The organism is Streptomyces sp. NPDC041129 (assembly GCF_055592265.1).
Map to the genome: position 1 here is coordinate 19,599 of NZ_JBVIYV010000011.1, position 13,681 is coordinate 33,279.

The window sequence follows — 13,681 nt, forward strand, 5'->3', positions numbered from 1 at the left end:
CATAGCTCACCGGCCGTCATGAGCAGGGCGTTTACGGGGCGGCGGGCTCACCGCCGGTACAGCGTGACCGAATGCCCGACCTCGCCGACCGGACGGCTGGAGCCGATCAGTTCCGCCAGTGGGCCGCGCGCCTTGGCGGCCGCCGAGTCGGACACGGCCAGCAGCCCGTGCACCCGCTCCGGCGCCACCCCGCGCGGATCGGCGGCGTCGATCCCGTAGTACGACGGCACCCCGCTGCCCTTGTAGACCAGCCACACCCGCTCGCCCGGGTACCGCTGCCGCAGCCGGTCGGCGAGCCGGCCCAGGTCCTGGCCCCAGTCCACGTTGGAGTCGTGCAGCAGCCTGTGCGTGTGCGCCGGACCGCCGAACGCCTCGTTGGCGTACGGCAGGTAGTACGGGAAGGTCCGCAGCGAACTCACCGCCACCAGCAGCACCAGCAGCCCCACCGGTACACCGGTCCGGTGCCGGCGCACCGTGAGCACGCCCGCCGCCGTCACGGCGAGGAACACCGGCACGAACACCGCGTACCGGGTGCCGAGGTCGCGGGAACCCGTCATCGCCGCCGTCAGCAGCACCGCGGGCGGCAGCAGCAGATACGGCGCCACGGGCCGCAGCCGCCGCACCGCCACGGCCAGGACCGCGCCGGCCGCGCCCAGCGCCAGCAGCCCGAGCGGCGTCTTCACGAGCAGCGCGGCCGGCAGGTAGTACCAGCGCGAGCCCGTGTACAGGTGCCCGAACAGAAAGCCCTGCCAGTGCTGGTCCTCGAAACCGAACTGCACCCGCATCCCGGCCCGGTACGCGGGCGGCAGCGGCAGCAGGTCCGTGACCCGCCCGCGCAGCCCGCGCACGGCCGGCACCGGCTCGGCCGGGTCGAACCGCAGCCGCGGATCGACCGCCAGATACGCCGCCCAGACCACGGCGACCGCCGCCACCGGCACGGCCGCGGCGGCCGCCGCCCCCCGGAGCAGCCGCCCGCGGCGGCCGGCGCCCCACACCGACAGCACCGCCAGCAGCATCACCACCGGGACGGCCGGCAGCGCGCTCATCTTCGTCGCCACCGCCGCCCCCAGCGCCGCGCCGGACAGCGGCAGACACAGCCGGGGCCTGCGCCGCGCCCGCCACACCAGCCACGCCGACGTCAGCACGAAACCCGCGGCCGGCACGTCCAGCGTGGCCAGCGAGCCGTGCGCGATCACATCGGGGGAGAAGGCGTACAGCGCCAGGCCCGCCAAGCCGCCCCTGGTGCCCGCCACGTCCCGCGCGAACGCGAACACCACCGGACCGAACAGCAGGGTCAGCACGATCACCGGCAGCCGCGCCCACCACATCAGCCGCCAGGGGTCGTTGCCCGACTCGTACAGCAGATGCCGGCCCACCTCGCCCTGGGTGCCGGAGTACGCCGGGTCGTAGCGCGGGTCCGCCACCGCCACCCCGGCCGCGATCAGCAGCTTGCCGAGCGGCGGATGCTCGGGGTTGTACCGCACCCGGTGCTCGCGCAGGTAGTCGGTGGCCGTCGCCACGTACACGGGCTCGTCGATGGTCGGCGTCTGCTGGACGGCCGTGGTGACCATCGCGGCCGCCATCTGGGCCAGCAGCAGCGCCGCCAGCAGCGGGACCAGCCATCGCCGGTGACGCGACAGCCCGGCGAGCCCGCCCCTCCGCGCGGGGGTCCGCTCGGGGACGCCGTCGCCGGGGACCTCCGGTGCCAGGACCGCACCGCCCGTGCCGGCCCCGTGCTGTTCGCGCGCCGTCATCCGCTCCGCTCCCGCCACCGGGACGTCACCGCTGCCCGGGCCGCACCGGCTGACCTTCCGTCCCGCCCACGGGTACGGCCCCCGGCCCGCCGGAGTTCAACCGCCGGAGTTCAGCCGCGCCACCCGCAGGCGGCACCGCCTACGGCGCGGGCAGCGCGCCGGCCGGCACCACCAGGTCCGCCCGGTCCCGCGTCGCCGCGATCAGGTCGGCGTTGCGCTGGTCCGTGCCCAGCACCCAGGCCACCGCCGCCGCGTGCTCCTTGCCGAACTCCACGTGCCGGGCGACCAGCCGCCGGATCCGCTCCTCCTCGCCGATCTCGCAGAACCACACCTCGTCCAGGCACGGCCGCACCCGCGCCCACGAACCCTCCCGCAGCAGAAGGTAGTTGCCCTCCGTCACCACCAGACGGGCGCTCGGCGGCACCGGGACCGAACCCGCGATCGGCTGCTCCAGCACCCGCTCGAACCCCGGCGCGTACACCACCTCGCCGGTCTCCTCGCGCAGCCGCCCCAGCAGCGCCGCGTACCCGGCCGCGTCGAACGTGTCCGGCGCGCCCTTGCGGTCCCGGCGGCCCAGCCGGTCCAGTTCGGCGTCGGCCAGATGGAAGCCGTCCATCGGCACATGCGCCACCCAGGGCGGCCCGCCCGCGTTCAGGGCCCGCACCAGATGCTCGGCCAGCGTCGTCTTGCCGGCGCCCGGGCCACCCGTGACACCGAGGACGGCGCGCCGCCCGTCCCGGGTGAGGGTGCGGGCGCGGACCAGGAGATCGTCGAAGGTCAGCGGCACACCCAGAGTCTGTCACCCGCGCCCGGACGGTGGGACCCCGGTGCGAAGGTGCGAAAGTATCGCCCGTGTGGTGCTCGCCACCCACTGGACGGCGCCTCATGGGGAACAGTGCTGAGTATGACTCAGCTCGGTCTGCCCGACACCATCCAGGCCTGCCTCTTCGACCTCGACGGGGTCGTCACCAGGACCGCCGTCGTGCACGCGGCCGCCTGGAAGGAGACCTTCGACGCCTTCCTCAGCGCCTACGAGGGCGAGCGGGGACGGCCGTTCGACGAGGTCGCCGACTACGACGAATACGTCGACGGACGCCCGCGCGCCGACGGGGTCCGCGCCTTCCTGGATTCCCGCGGCATCCACCTGCCCGAGGGCGGTCCCGACGACCCTCCGGACGCCGAGACCGTGAACGGCCTCGGCAACCGCAAGAACGTCCTGCTGCTGGAGAAGATCCGCACCGGGGGCGTGGAGGCCTACGAGGGCACCCTGCGCTATCTGGAGGCGGTCCGCGCGGCGGGTCTGCGCACCGCGATCGTCTCCTCCAGCGCCAACTGCCGCGACGTGCTGCGGGCCGTCGGCGCCGAGCACTTCTTCGACGTACGCATCGACGGTGTCGTAGCCGCCGAGCGGAAACTGCCGGGCAAGCCCCGTCCCGACACGTTCCTCGCCGCCGCCCGCGACCTGGGCGTCGAGGCGGCCGGGGCGGCCGTCTTCGAGGACGCGCTGGCCGGCATGGACGCGGGCCGGGCGGGCGGCTTCGGATACGTCGTCGGCGTCGACCGGACCGGACAGGAAGACGCGCTGTACGCGCACGGCGCGAGCGTCGTCGTCAAGGACCTCGCCGAGCTGGGAGGCAAGCGGTGATCACCCACCGGTCGTACACGGTCGAGCCGTGGGCCGTGCGCGAGACGGACCTGAACCTCGACGTCCTCGCGCAGAGCGAGTCGGTGTTCGCGCTGTCCAACGGGCACGTCGGCTGGCGCGGCAACCTGGACGAGGGCGAACCGCACGGCCTGCCGGGCAGCTACCTCAACGGGGTCCACGAGCTGCACCCGCTGCCGTACGCCGAGGCCGGCTACGGCTACCCGGAGTCCGGGCAGACGGTCATCAACGTCACCAACGGCAAGGTCATCAGGCTGCTGGTCGACGACGAGCCGTTCGACCTGCGCTACGGCCGGCTCGTCCGGCACGAGCGGGTGCTGGACCTGCGCCGCGGGGTGCTGGAGCGCACCTGCGAGTGGACGTCCCCTGCCGGCTCCACGGTCCGGGTGCGCTCGACCCGGCTGGTGTCGCTGACCCAGCGGGCGGTCGCCGCGGTGGCGTACGAGGTGGAGGCGGTCGGCAGCCGCAGCCGGGTGGTGATCCAGTCGGAGCTGGTCGCCAACGAACAGTTGCCCGGGGCGAACGGCGACCCGCGCGCGGCGATTGCCCTGCAGTCGCCGCTGGAGCAGGAGGACGGCTTCGCCTCCGGCGACCGGCTGCGCCTGGTGCACCGCACCCGGCGCAGCGGCCTGCGGGTGGCGGTGGCCGCCGACCACGTGGTCACCGGTCCCGAACGCACCACGACCCGCAGCGAGGCCGACATCGACGTGGCCCGGCTGACCGTCACCTCCGTCCTGGAGCCCGGCCAGACGCTGCGCGTGGAGAAGCTGGTCGCCCACGGCTGGTCCGGCACCCGCTCGCTGCCCGCGATGGCCGACCAGGTCGACGCGGCCCTCGCGGCCGCCGCGCACGACGGCTGGCAGGGACTGCTCGACGACCAGCGGGCCCACCTGGACGACTTCTGGGACCGCGCGGACGTCGAGGTGGACGGCGACGAGGAGATCCAGCAGGCCGTACGGTTCGCGCTCTTCCATGTGCTGCAGGCCGGGGCCCGCGCCGAGCAGCGGGCGATACCCGCCAAGGGGCTCACCGGCTCAGGCTACGACGGGCACGCCTTCTGGGACACCGAGATGTTCGTGCTGCCCGTCCTCACCCACACCGCCCCCGAGGCCGTCGCCGAGGCGCTGCGCTGGCGGCACAACACGCTGGACGAGGCCCGCGAGCGCGCCGCCCAACTCGGGCTCGGCGGCGCCGCGTTCCCCTGGCGCACCATCCAGGGCGCGGAGGGCTCGGCCTACTGGCCGGCCGGCACCGCCGCCTTCCATGTGAACGCCGGCATAGCCGACGCCGTCCTGCGCTACGTCGAGGCCACCGGCGACCTGGACTTCGAGCGCGAGGCGGGGGTGGAGCTGCTGGTGGAGACGGCCCGGCTGTGGCGCTCGCTGGGCCACCACGACCACCACGGCGTCTTCCACATCGACGGCGTCACCGGCCCCGACGAGTACAGCGCGGTCGCCGACGACAACACGTACACCAATCTGATGGCACGTCAGAACCTGCTCGCGGCGGCCGACTTCGTCGAGCGGCACGCCCGCGAGGCGCAGCGCCTCGGTGTGGACGAGGAGGAGAGCGCGGCCTGGCGGGACGCCGCCGAGGCCATCCACATCCCCTACAACGACGAACTCGGTGTGCACGAGCAGCACGCCGGCTTCACCCGCTACCAGCGCTGGGACTTCGCCGGCACTCGCCCCGAGCAGTACCCGCTGCTGCTGAACTTCCCCTACTTCGACCTCTACCGCAAACAGGTCGTCAAACAGGCCGACCTGGTGCTGGCGATGTACACCTGCGGTGCCTCCTTCGACGACGAGCAGGTCGCCCGCAACTTCGCCTACTACGAGCCGCTGACCGTGCGCGACTCCTCCCTGTCCGCCTGCGTCCAGGCGGTCGTCGCCGCCCAGGCCGGCCATCTGGGGCTCGCCTACGACTACACGGCCGAGGCGGCGCTGATGGACCTCGCGGACCTGGAGCACAACACCCGTGACGGGCTGCACATCGCCTCGCTGGCCGGTACGTGGATGGCGCTGGTTGCGGGCTTCGGCGGGATGCGCCGGGACGGCGAGGGCCTGCGGTTCGCGCCCCGCCTCCCGGAGCGGCTGCGCCGGGTGGCCTTCCATCTGCAGTACCGCACCCGCCGCCTGCGCGTGGAGATCGGCGCCGACAAGGCCACCTACACGCTCCTCGCCGGGCCTCCGCTCAGGCTCCACCACCACGGGGAGGGGCTGACGGTCAGTGCCGACGAGCCGGCCGTCCGCGCGGTGCCGCCGGTGTCCCCGCGCTCCGCGCCGGGGCAGCCCGCGCACCGGGCGCCGAACGCCCGCTGAGCGCCGGTCCGGCGGGCCGTGCCCGCCGGACCTCAGGCGCCGTCCGCGATGAGCAGTTCGCGCAGCACCCGCTTCTGCTCCGCGCTCAGCCCGGCCACGAACCGCCGGAGCGCGCCGGTCGGGTCCGGCCCCCGGTCCAGCGCCTCGCGCATCGCCTCGGCGGTCAGTTGCGCCGCGTCCTTCGCCGGCCGGTACGCGCCGCGCCTGCCGCCGGCATCCCGCAGTACCAGCCCCTTGTCGTACAGGCGCTTGAGGATCGTGTGCACCGTGTTGTAGGCGAGCTCCCCGTCGATCCCGGCCTGCACCTCCACCGGGGTCAGCGGCCGGTCGGTGGCCCACAGCGCGGCCAGCACCTCATGCTCCAGCTCCCCGGCGCTGCGCCGCTCCGCCCGGTCGCGGGCCCCTCTGCCAGCCATACCTCAACCTTACAGCGCGTAGGGCCGTCGGCCGGACGGTCGCGTCTACCGGGCACGGCGGGATGGTTCGCGCTAGTTTGGCCGTGTTTTGCCCGAGGGAGAGGTGGCCATGGCCGGAAGCGCACACGCGACACGCGAGGCGGCCCGGCGTGCGCGCACGCGACGCGGGCCCGCCGGAACCCGAAGGACCCGGCACACCCGCCTCGCTCCACCGCTCGCCGCCGTCGCCGTGGCCTTCACCCTGGCCCAACTGCTGCTCGTCCGGCCCGGCATGGGGCTCGGCTGGGACGAGACGGTGTACGTCAGCCAGGTCGCCGGACACGCTCCCGCGGCCTTCTTCAGCGCGCCCCGCGCCCGTGGTGTCTCCCTGCTCGTCGCACCCGTGGCGGCCTGGTCCTCGTCCACCGTCCTGCTGCGGATCCACCTCGCCGTCCTGTCCGGCCTCGCCCTGTACCTGGCCCTGCGGGCCTGGCGCGGCCTGTTCCCGGACCGCGTCCTGGCCCTGGCCGGGGCTCTGTTCGCCTCCCTGTGGGTGACCCTGTTCTACGGCCCGCAGGCCATGCCCAACCACTGGGTGGCCGTCGGCGCCCTCGCCGCCGTCGCCTGCTTCCTGCGGGCCCGCAGGGACCGCCGGGACCGGGCCGCGCTGTGGGGCCTGGCCGCGAGCGGTGCGCTGATGGCCTGGATGCGGCCGATGGACGCGGTCTGGGCCGCCCTGCCGCTGCTCGCCCTCGGCCTGCCGCGCCGCCACCGGCGGCCTCTCCTGGCCCTCCTCACGGGACTCGCCGCCGGGACTCTCGAATGGGTGATCGAGGCGTACGTCGGCTACGGAGGTCTCGCCCGGCGCCTGGCCGACGCATCGGCGATCCAGGGCGGACTCGGCCTGCACGTGGCCGTCGTCGACCAGCTCCGCAGCCTCGGTGGGCGGGCCCTGTGCCGGCCCTGCACGGGCCCGCTGCCCCACCCGCTGGTCACCGCCTGGTGGTTCGCGCTGCCCCTGGCCGCCGGGCTCGGCCTGGCGATCGCGGTCCGGGCCCGGCGTACCGCAGCCACCCTGCTGCCGCTCGCCTGCGGCGTCACGTCGGCCTTCCCCTACCTGTTCCTGATCGGCTACGCCGCGCCCCGTTTCCTGCTCCCGGCGTACGCCCTGCTCGCGATCCCCGTCGCCGAGGCGCTGCTCCATCCGCTGACCACACGACCGGGGGCCCGGCGGGCGGTGGCGGTGACGCTGGTGGCGCTGGGCCTCGCCACCCACCTCGCCGTTCAACTGGCCGTCCTGACCGCCGTCGTCAGCCGCACGACCGCCGCCCACCGCGACTGGTCCCGCACCGCCGCCACCCTGCACCGGCTCGGCGTCCGCCCGCCCTGTCTGCTCACCGGGCACGAGGCCATCCCGGTCGCGTACTACGCCGGCTGTTCCTCGGCGGCCACGTCCGGGCACAACGCCAACACCACCGCCGGGACGATCGCCCGCACCGCCCGCCGCACCCCTGTGGCCGCACTGGTGCCCACCGGCTCCCGCCCACCCGGGTACGCCCGCACCTGGCCCTCCGTGGCACTCACCGGGCAGCGCCTCTACTACGCCGTACCGAGGACCGACCCCTGAGCCGCGCCCGCTCCCCGGCGGGTGACGTGCCGAGACACCTCCGGGCCCAGCGGGCCGGCGGCGACGAGCCGACCGGACCGACGAGCGAGGTTAGGTACGCGGCCCGCGGGAAACGCGAACCGGGACCGAGCGCGTGCCGAGACGGAGGCGACGATGAGCGATCAGCAGGCAGGCGGAAGCCCGATGGCGGACGACGCCTACCAGCCCACCGGGACCAACGAGGAACAGGAGGACGCCGGCGCCCTGGACCCGCAGGACACGTTGGACGAGCGCGGCTACGACGACGTCCTCGACGAGGGCTACTCCCCGCCCGAGCGGCCCCTGGGCGTCACCAAGTACGGCACCACCGCCGCCGAGCAGCATGAGGGCGAGACCCTCGACGAGCGGCTCCGCCAGGAGGTGCCGGACGTGGAGACACCGGCGGGCGACGCGACCGGCGACCTCCCCGGGGGCGAGGGCGAACCCGTCGACCCGGAGGCGGGCGAGGCCAGAGCGGGCCGTCTGGTCGCCCCCGACGAAGGCGCCCACACCGACACCACGAAGGAGGAGGTCGCCTCCGACGTGGGGATCGACGGGGGAGCGGCCGGCGCCGAGGAGGCGGCCATGCACATCACCGGGGATCCGGAACGCGGAGCGCCCTAGTGGAACCCGACCGCCGGCCGGCCGCGGCCGGCCGGCGGCTGTGCCCGCGTCGGGCTCGGCGAGGCGGGCACGACGCGACGCCGGGCGGGCGCGCCCCCTGACGAGGGCGTGCCCGCCCGGCGCCTCCCCGTTGGTGTCCTGCCTGCTTCCCGGACCGCCCTGTCAGGGCAGCAGCTTCTCGATGGCCGACGGGCCCTCGGTCTCCAGCTTGCGGCGCGCCCAGTCAAGGGTCGCCGGAGTGACGTCCCTGCCCGTCGCCATCACCAGGTCCTCCGGGGTGAGACCCCGCGAAGGAGCGGAGTGGAGCAGAGCGTCCGGGGTGCAGTGGTCGTCGGACGACCTGGACCCTTCGGGTGTGGATGTCGACATGATGCCTCCTCCTCGGTCCGGATGACCGCATCCGTGCCGGTGCCGCCGAACGGGGCACTCTCTCACCATTCACCGCCGCGGCGGACCCTGCATCCGGAAGGGGCCGCAGAGCGGGGTGAGGACCGCCTGCCCAGCCCGCGCCGAAGCACTCGCCCGTAAGCTGGAAATCCGCCCATACCCTGGAAAACAGCAGCGTCCCGCACCGGGGAGGCCTCAACGATGGCCGACATGCCCTTCCAGCAGGAGTCGTCCCGAAGCCCCCGCTACCTGCCGATCGCCGAGCACGGTCTCATCGGCGACCTGCGCAGTGTCGCGCTGGTCGGCACCAACGGCACGATCGACTGGTACTGCTCACCGTCCTTCGACGCCCCCAGCGTCTTCGCGTCGATCCTGGACGCCGAACGCGGCGGCAGCTTCGAGCTGGCCGCCGCCGTACCGGGCCGCACCAAGCAGTTCTACTTCCCCGACACCAATGTGCTGATCACCCGCTTCTTCACCGAGGACGGCGTCGGCGAGGTGCAGGACTTCATGCCGGTCACCGGGGACGGGCAGGCCGCCGAGTCGGCCCGGCACCGGCTGATCCGGCGCGTGATGTGCGTGCGCGGCACCGTCCCCTTCCGGGCCAGGGTCGCTCCCCGCTTCAACTACGGCGCCGACCCGCACACCGTGCGCAAGCTGAACGGCCTGCTCTTCTTCGAGTCCCCCGAGCGGTCCCTGGCGCTCACCTCCACCGTCGTCATGGAGTGCGACGGACAGGACGCCTGGGCCGACTTCAAGCTGGGCGAGGGCGAGACCGCGGTGTTCGCCCTGGACCTGGCCGGCGAGGAGGTGCCACCGCGCGGCTGCCCCCACATGGAGGCCGAGCACGAGTTCAACGCCACCGTCACCTACTGGCGGCACTGGCTGCACCAGTCCCGTTACCGGGGCCGCTGGCGGGAGATGGTCCACCGCTCCGCGCTCACCCTCAAGCTCCTCACCTACGCCCCCACCGGCGCCATCGTCGCCGCGCCCACCACCAGCCTGCCCGAGCAGCTCGGCGGCGAGCGCAACTGGGACTACCGCTACGTGTGGGTGCGCGACGCCGCCTTCGCCGTCTACGCGCTGCTGCGGCTCGGCTTCACCGGCGAGGCCGAGGCGTTCATGCGGTTCCTGACCACACACATCAGCCCCGGCTGCGGCGACCACTGCGGGCCACTGCAGATCATGTACGGCATCGACGGCCGCACCGAGCTGCCCGAACGCGAACTCACCCATCTGGAGGGCCATCTCGGCTCCGCCCCGGTCCGGGTCGGCAACGCCGCCGCCGACCAGCTCCAGCTCGACATCTACGGCGCCCTGATCGACTCCATCTACCTCTACGACAAGTGGGCCCAGCCCATCTCCAGCGGCCAGTGGGACGACGTGTGCCACCTCGTGGGCTGGGTGTGCGACCACTGGGACCAGCCCGACGAGGGCGTGTGGGAGACCCGGGGCGGCCGCCGGAACTTCCTGTACTCGCGGCTGATGTGCTGGGTCGCCGTGGAACGGGCCATCCGCCTGGCCAACCGGCGCGGACTCCCCGCCGACCTGCCCCGCTGGCGCCAGTCCCGCGACACCATCTACCGGCGGATCATGGACCGCGGCTGGTGCGAACAGCGCAGCGCCTTCGTCCAGCATGAGGACAGCGAGGTGCTCGACGCGGCCGTGCTCATGATGCCGCTCGCCAAGTTCATCGCCCCCACCGATCCCAAGTGGCTGTCGACGCTGGACGCCCTCACCGAGGACCTGGTCTCCGACTCCCTCGTCTACCGCTACGACCCGCAGGCCAGCCCCGACGGACTCCGCGGCGACGAGGGCACCTTCTCGATCTGCTCGTTCTGGTACGTCGAGGCCATGGTCCGGGCCGGACGGCTCGACGAGGCCCGGCTGGCCTTCGAGAAGATGCTCACCTACGCCAACCACCTCGGCCTGTACGCCGAGGAGATCGGCCGCACCGGCGAGCAGCAGGGCAACTTCCCGCAGGCTTTCACCCATCTGTCCCTCATCAGCGCGGCCTTCAACCTCGACCGCGCCCTCGGCTGAGCCGCCTCCGCCACCGGGCGCCCGCCGATGCAGGCGACGGCCGGGACGGTCCCGGCCGTCAGGGCAGTGGCTGCTCCGCCCAGATGATCTTTCCATTGGGGGTGTACCGGGTGCCCCAGCGCTCGGCGAGCTGTGCGACCAGGAACAGGCCCCGGCCGCCCTCGTCGGTGCTCGCCGCGTACCTCAGGTGCGGGGAGGTGGTGCTGCCGTCGGAGACCTCGCAGATCAGCGTCCGCTCGCGCAGCAGCCGTACCCCGATCGGGCCGCGCCCGTAGCGGATCGCGTTGGTCACCAGCTCGCTGAGGATCAGCTCCGTGGTGAACGACAGCTCCTCCAGACCCCAGGCGTCGAGCCGCCGCGCCACCGAAGCCCGCACCTCGGCGACGGCCGCCGGGTCGGACGGCACCTGCCACTCGGCGACCCGGTCCGCGCCGAGGACCCGGGTGCGCGCCACGATCAGCGCCACGTCGTCGCTGGGCCGGGCCGGGAGGCGGTCCAGCACGGTCCGGCAGGTCTCCTCGGGCGAGGCGCCGGACGCCCGGCGCAGCGCGTCGCGCAGCAGCTCGAGGCCGACGTCGATGTCCCGGTCCCGGTCCTCCACCAGACCGTCGGTGTAGAGCACCAGACTGCTGCCCTCCGCCAGCTCCAGATCGACCGTCTCGAAGGGCAGCCCGCCCAGGCCCAGCGGGGGACCCGCGGGCACCTCCGGGAACTCCACCTCGCCGTCCGGGCGTACCAGCACCGGCGGCGGATGCCCGGCCCGGGCGACGGTGCAGCGCCGGGCCACCGGGTCGTACACCGCGTACAGACAGGTCGCGCCGGTGACCGCGGCGCCGTCGGCCGGGGTCTCGTCCTGGTCGATGCGGCCCACCAGCTCGTCCAGCAGGCCGAGCAGTTCGTCGGGCGGCAGATCGAGCGCCGAGAAGTTGTGCACCGCGGTGCGCAGCCGGCCCATCGTCGCGGCCGCGTGCAGCCCGTGCCCCACGACGTCGCCCACCACCAGGGCCACCCGGGCGCCGGACAGCGGCAGTACGTCGAACCAGTCGCCGCCCACCCCGGCCTGTGCCGGCAGATAGCGGTAGGCGATCTCCAGGGCCCCCTGCTCGGGCAGGGAACGCGGCAGCAGGCTGCGCTGGAGGGCCACCGCCATGCTGTGCTCACGGGTGTAGCGCCGGGCGTTGTCGATGGACACGGCGGCCCGCGCCACCAGCTCCTCGGCGAGGGCCAGCTCCTCGGCGTCGAACGGCTGCGGCTTCTCAGACCGCCAGAAGTTCGCCAGGCCCAGGACCAGGCTGCCCGCCCGCAGCGGAACGGTGATCAGCGAGTGGATCCCGTACTCCAACACCTGATCGGTGCGCCGCGGGTCCTGCGCCAGCCAGCCGGGCGCCTGGCGGAGCACCGGTTCCACGACGGCCTGCCCCGTCGTCAGGCTCCGGGCCTGCGGCGACGTCGACACGAACCGGATGCGCTCACCCAGCGGATACAGCGGGGCGTCCTTGCGGATGCCGCTGAAGGCCGCCCGGCGCAGCGCGGTGCCCGGCTTCGGCTCCTCGCCCTTCAGCACCGCGTCGAACAGGTCCACGGTGACGAAGTCCGCGAACCGGGGCACTGCCAGCCCGGCCAGCTCCTCCGCCGTACGGGCCACGTCCAGGCTGGTGCCGATGCCCACCCCGGCGTCGTACAGCATGTTCAGCCGCTCGCGCGCCACCTCCGCCCGGCCGGACAGGGCGCGCAGCTCGGTGGAGTCGCGGAGTGTGGTGACGCTGCCCGGCGGCCCGCCGCGCAGGTCGGTGGGGCGCTGGTTGATGGCCAGCAGCCGGTCCTTGACCAGATGCACCTCGTCCGTGGCGACCCGCCCGGAGGCGAGCAGCCCGGCCGTCTCGTCGTCCAGCCCCAGCTCCAGCACATGCCGCTGCTCGGCGTCCTCGGGCAGGTCCAGCAGTCGCTGTGCCTCGTCGTTGGCGAGCAGCAGCATGCCACCGCCGCCGACGATGAGGACGCCCTCGCGGACGGCGTGCAGCACGGCGTCGTGGTGTTCGTACATCCGGGTCATCTCGTACGGTCCGAGGCCGTGCGTCTGGCGCAGCAGCCGTCTGCTGACCAGGGCCGTGCCCGCGGTGGCCAGCGCCATCGCCGCGGCGGCCGCCGCGAGCAGCAGGGGTAGCTGCTGGTCGGCGGTTCCGCCCACGTGCGCGGTGGTGATCCCGGACGACACCAGGCCCACCACCTTGCCGGACTTGTCCTTGACCGGCACCACGACCTGCACCAGCGGGCCGATCGTCCCGTTGACCTCCTCGACGACCGTCCCACCGGCGACGGCCGGCGCGATCGTCCCGACGAACTTCTTGCCGATCCGGTCCGGCTTGGGGTGGGTGTACCGGGTGCCGTCGGTCGACATCACGACGACGAAGTCCACGCCGGTCGCCTTGCGGGTGGCCTCGGCGCGCGGCTGCAGGATGGCCGTCGGGTCCGGAGCGCGCAGCGCGGCGGCAGTGCCGGGCGCGTTGGCGAACGACTCGGCCACGGCGAGCGAGCGGTTGCGCGCCTCCTGGTCGCTGTCGTGCCGCACCTGGAGCACCTGGGCCACCACGGCCGACACGACCAGCAGCAGCACGATCACCACTTGCAGCAGGAACACCTGCCCGGCGACGCTGCGTCCGGTCACCGCCGACCTCAGCACACCCGGTGGTGCGCCGTTCGCGCCCGGCACCTGCCGCGCCGGTGCGCGCGGATGCCCGAAGGAACGGGGCGGCCGAGTCTCGGGCCGGCCGGGCAGTCGGACCATGAGCCCATGTCTACACTGCGCGGCCCCGGGTGGCGAGGGCGTGGGCGGACGCGGCCCAGGCGGC

Annotated in this window: 10 protein-coding genes; 5 read left to right on the forward strand and 5 right to left on the reverse strand. The window is 73.9% G+C overall.

From position 1 onward, the window contains the following. Positions 1-47: 47 nt before the first annotated feature. Positions 48-1,754 (reverse strand): ArnT family glycosyltransferase, encoded by a 1,707-nt coding sequence (locus tag ACZ6B1_RS28955; RefSeq protein ID WP_468783135.1) that lies wholly within the window; start codon positions 1,752-1,754, stop codon positions 48-50. 139 nt (positions 1,755-1,893) lie between these two features. Beyond that, a complete protein-coding gene (locus tag ACZ6B1_RS28960; protein ID WP_468783136.1) occupies positions 1,894-2,541 on the reverse strand; it encodes a nucleoside/nucleotide kinase family protein in 648 nt (215 codons plus the stop codon). A gap of 117 nt (positions 2,542-2,658) precedes the next feature. Between ACZ6B1_RS28960 and ACZ6B1_RS28965 the strand changes: the two genes are divergently transcribed. Together ACZ6B1_RS28965 and ACZ6B1_RS28970 are read left to right on the forward strand one after the other, a co-directional pair. Then, entirely contained in the window at positions 2,659-3,399 is a 741-nt protein-coding gene (locus tag ACZ6B1_RS28965; protein WP_468783137.1) for an HAD family hydrolase, read from the forward strand. Then, on the forward strand, positions 3,396-5,738 hold the full coding sequence (locus tag ACZ6B1_RS28970) for a glycoside hydrolase family 65 protein (RefSeq protein WP_468783138.1): 2,343 nt from the start codon (positions 3,396-3,398) through the stop codon (positions 5,736-5,738). The genes ACZ6B1_RS28965 and ACZ6B1_RS28970 overlap by 4 nt, the downstream gene beginning before the upstream one ends. A gap of 32 nt (positions 5,739-5,770) precedes the next feature. Here the strand turns inward: ACZ6B1_RS28970 and ACZ6B1_RS28975 are convergent, their stop codons facing one another. Next, positions 5,771-6,154: a BlaI/MecI/CopY family transcriptional regulator gene (locus tag ACZ6B1_RS28975; RefSeq protein ID WP_468783139.1), complete on the reverse strand. Its 384-nt coding sequence runs from the start codon at positions 6,152-6,154 to the stop codon at positions 5,771-5,773. A 109-nt stretch (positions 6,155-6,263) separates the two neighbouring features. On the opposite strand from ACZ6B1_RS28975, the gene ACZ6B1_RS28980 reads away from it, so the two are divergent. Then, positions 6,264-7,760 (forward strand): hypothetical protein, encoded by a 1,497-nt coding sequence (locus ACZ6B1_RS28980; RefSeq protein ID WP_468783140.1) that lies wholly within the window; start codon positions 6,264-6,266, stop codon positions 7,758-7,760. Between the two features lie 153 nt (positions 7,761-7,913). Further along, the gene (locus ACZ6B1_RS28985; RefSeq protein WP_468783141.1) at positions 7,914-8,402 is read left to right on the forward strand and encodes a DUF5709 domain-containing protein; all 489 of its coding nucleotides are present in this window, start codon (positions 7,914-7,916) and stop codon (positions 8,400-8,402) included. A 162-nt stretch (positions 8,403-8,564) separates the two neighbouring features. Here ACZ6B1_RS28985 and ACZ6B1_RS28990 read toward each other — a convergent pair whose 3' ends face one another. After that, on the reverse strand, positions 8,565-8,771 hold the full coding sequence (locus ACZ6B1_RS28990; protein ID WP_359549655.1) for a hypothetical protein: 207 nt from the start codon (positions 8,769-8,771) through the stop codon (positions 8,565-8,567). Between the two features lie 219 nt (positions 8,772-8,990). Here ACZ6B1_RS28990 and ACZ6B1_RS28995 point away from each other — a divergent pair, with 219 nt between their 5' ends. Then, positions 8,991-10,832 carry a glycoside hydrolase family 15 protein gene (locus tag ACZ6B1_RS28995; RefSeq protein WP_468783142.1) on the forward strand — a complete coding sequence of 614 codons (1,842 nt, stop codon included), beginning with the start codon at positions 8,991-8,993 and terminating at the stop codon, positions 10,830-10,832. Between the two features lie 58 nt (positions 10,833-10,890). Here ACZ6B1_RS28995 and ACZ6B1_RS29000 read toward each other — a convergent pair whose 3' ends face one another. Beyond that, the gene (locus tag ACZ6B1_RS29000; protein ID WP_468783143.1) at positions 10,891-13,617 is read right to left on the reverse strand and encodes a SpoIIE family protein phosphatase; all 2,727 of its coding nucleotides are present in this window, start codon (positions 13,615-13,617) and stop codon (positions 10,891-10,893) included. Positions 13,618-13,681: the final 64 nt, after the last annotated feature.

Coding starts and splice junctions, on each gene's coding strand:
- ACZ6B1_RS28955 (WP_468783135.1), bottom strand. CDS start 1,754: ATGACGGCGCGCGAACAGCACGGGGCCGGCACGGGCGGTGCGGTCCTG.
- ACZ6B1_RS28965 (WP_468783137.1), top strand. CDS start 2,659: ATGACTCAGCTCGGTCTGCCCGACACCATCCAGGCCTGCCTCTTCGAC.
- ACZ6B1_RS28975 (WP_468783139.1), bottom strand. CDS start 6,154: ATGGCTGGCAGAGGGGCCCGCGACCGGGCGGAGCGGCGCAGCGCCGGG.
- ACZ6B1_RS28980 (WP_468783140.1), top strand. CDS start 6,264: ATGGCCGGAAGCGCACACGCGACACGCGAGGCGGCCCGGCGTGCGCGC.
- ACZ6B1_RS28985 (WP_468783141.1), top strand. CDS start 7,914: ATGAGCGATCAGCAGGCAGGCGGAAGCCCGATGGCGGACGACGCCTAC.
- ACZ6B1_RS28990 (WP_359549655.1), bottom strand. CDS start 8,771: ATGTCGACATCCACACCCGAAGGGTCCAGGTCGTCCGACGACCACTGC.
- ACZ6B1_RS28995 (WP_468783142.1), top strand. CDS start 8,991: ATGGCCGACATGCCCTTCCAGCAGGAGTCGTCCCGAAGCCCCCGCTAC.
- ACZ6B1_RS29000 (WP_468783143.1), bottom strand. CDS start 13,617: ATGGTCCGACTGCCCGGCCGGCCCGAGACTCGGCCGCCCCGTTCCTTC.